This is a genomic window from Mycobacterium shunyiense, from assembly GCF_058270075.1.
This window is the reverse complement of sequence record NZ_JBZDPU010000044.1, coordinates 1-1,110: the sequence shown is the minus strand read 5'-3', so window position 1 is coordinate 1,110 and position 1,110 is coordinate 1. Positions and strand designations below refer to the sequence as shown.

1 protein-coding gene is annotated in these 1,110 nt (G+C 63.8%); it reads left to right on the top strand.

Annotated elements, in window-relative coordinates; all coding sequences use genetic code 11:
• Positions 1-11: 11 nt before the first annotated feature.
• Positions 12-1,110, top strand: a protein-coding gene (locus tag AC4ELH_RS35265; protein WP_498889583.1) for an IS3 family transposase whose coding sequence is annotated in 2 segments (ribosomal slippage) — positions 12-282 and positions 282-1,110 — 1,100 coding nt annotated over the 2 segments. Because the reading frame shifts where the segments join, the coding sequence is not laid out codon by codon here. This gene is flagged as partial in the annotation.

The following is a 1,110-nucleotide window of genomic DNA, read 5'->3' as shown; positions in this document are numbered from 1 at the left end:
TCACCAACGACATGGCAACGAATAAGCGCCGGCGGCACACCCCGGATCAGATCATCCGCAAGCTGGCCGAGGGCAACAAGCTCCTCGGGACCGGTCAGGAATTGGCTGAGGTGTGCCGGCACCTGGAGGTCACCGAGTCCACCTGGCATCGCTGGGTGGCCCAGTACGGCGGCATGAAGGCCAACGACGCCAAACGGCTCAAAGAGCTTGAAGCCGAGAACGCTCGACTCAAGAAGCTGGTCGCCAACCAGGCCCTCGACATCGACATGCTCAAGGAGATCTCGGCGGGAAACTTCTGACCCCGAACCGCAAGCGCAGTGCCGTTACGGCGCTGCGTGAGCGGTTCGGGGTGTCTGAACGCCGCGCCTGCTCGGTCGTAGGGTTGCACCGCTCAACGATGCGCCTGACACCGGTGCCGATCACCACCGAGGAGACCGAGCTGCGAGCTTGGCTGCGCCGGTTCTCCACCGACCGGCCGCGCTGGGGGTGGCGACGGGCCGCGAAGATGGCCCGCCGGGCTGGCTGGAAGGTCAACAACAAGCGAATCCGTCGGCTGTGGCGTGAGGAGGGCCTGCGGGTCCCTCAGCGTCGCCGCAAGAAGAGGCTGACCGGCATCGGTGTCGCCGTAGGTGCAATGTCACCGATTCGTCCGAACGTCATCTGGGCGATGGACTTTCAGTTCGACACCACCGCTGATGGGCGCACCCTCAAGATGCTGAACGTGATCGACGAGTTCACCCGCGAGGCACTCGCGATCGCAGTCGATCGGTCCATCGACGCCGACGGTGTCGCCGACGTGTTGGATCGCCTGGTGCTCATGCACGGGGCGCCGCACTACGTGCGGTTCGACAACGGTCCCGAGTTCGTGGCGCACGCCGTAGCTGATTGGTGCCGATTCAACAGTGCCGGTTCACTTTTCATCGATCCCGGCTCGCCGTGGCAGAACGCCTGGATCGAATCGTTCAACGGCAGACTGCGTGACGAACTGCTCAATTTGTGGCGATTCGACTCGCTGCTGGAAGCCCGTGTGATCATCGAGGACTGGCGTCGTGATTACAACGCCAACCGACCCCACTCCGCCCACGACGAACTCACCCCAGCCGAGTTTGC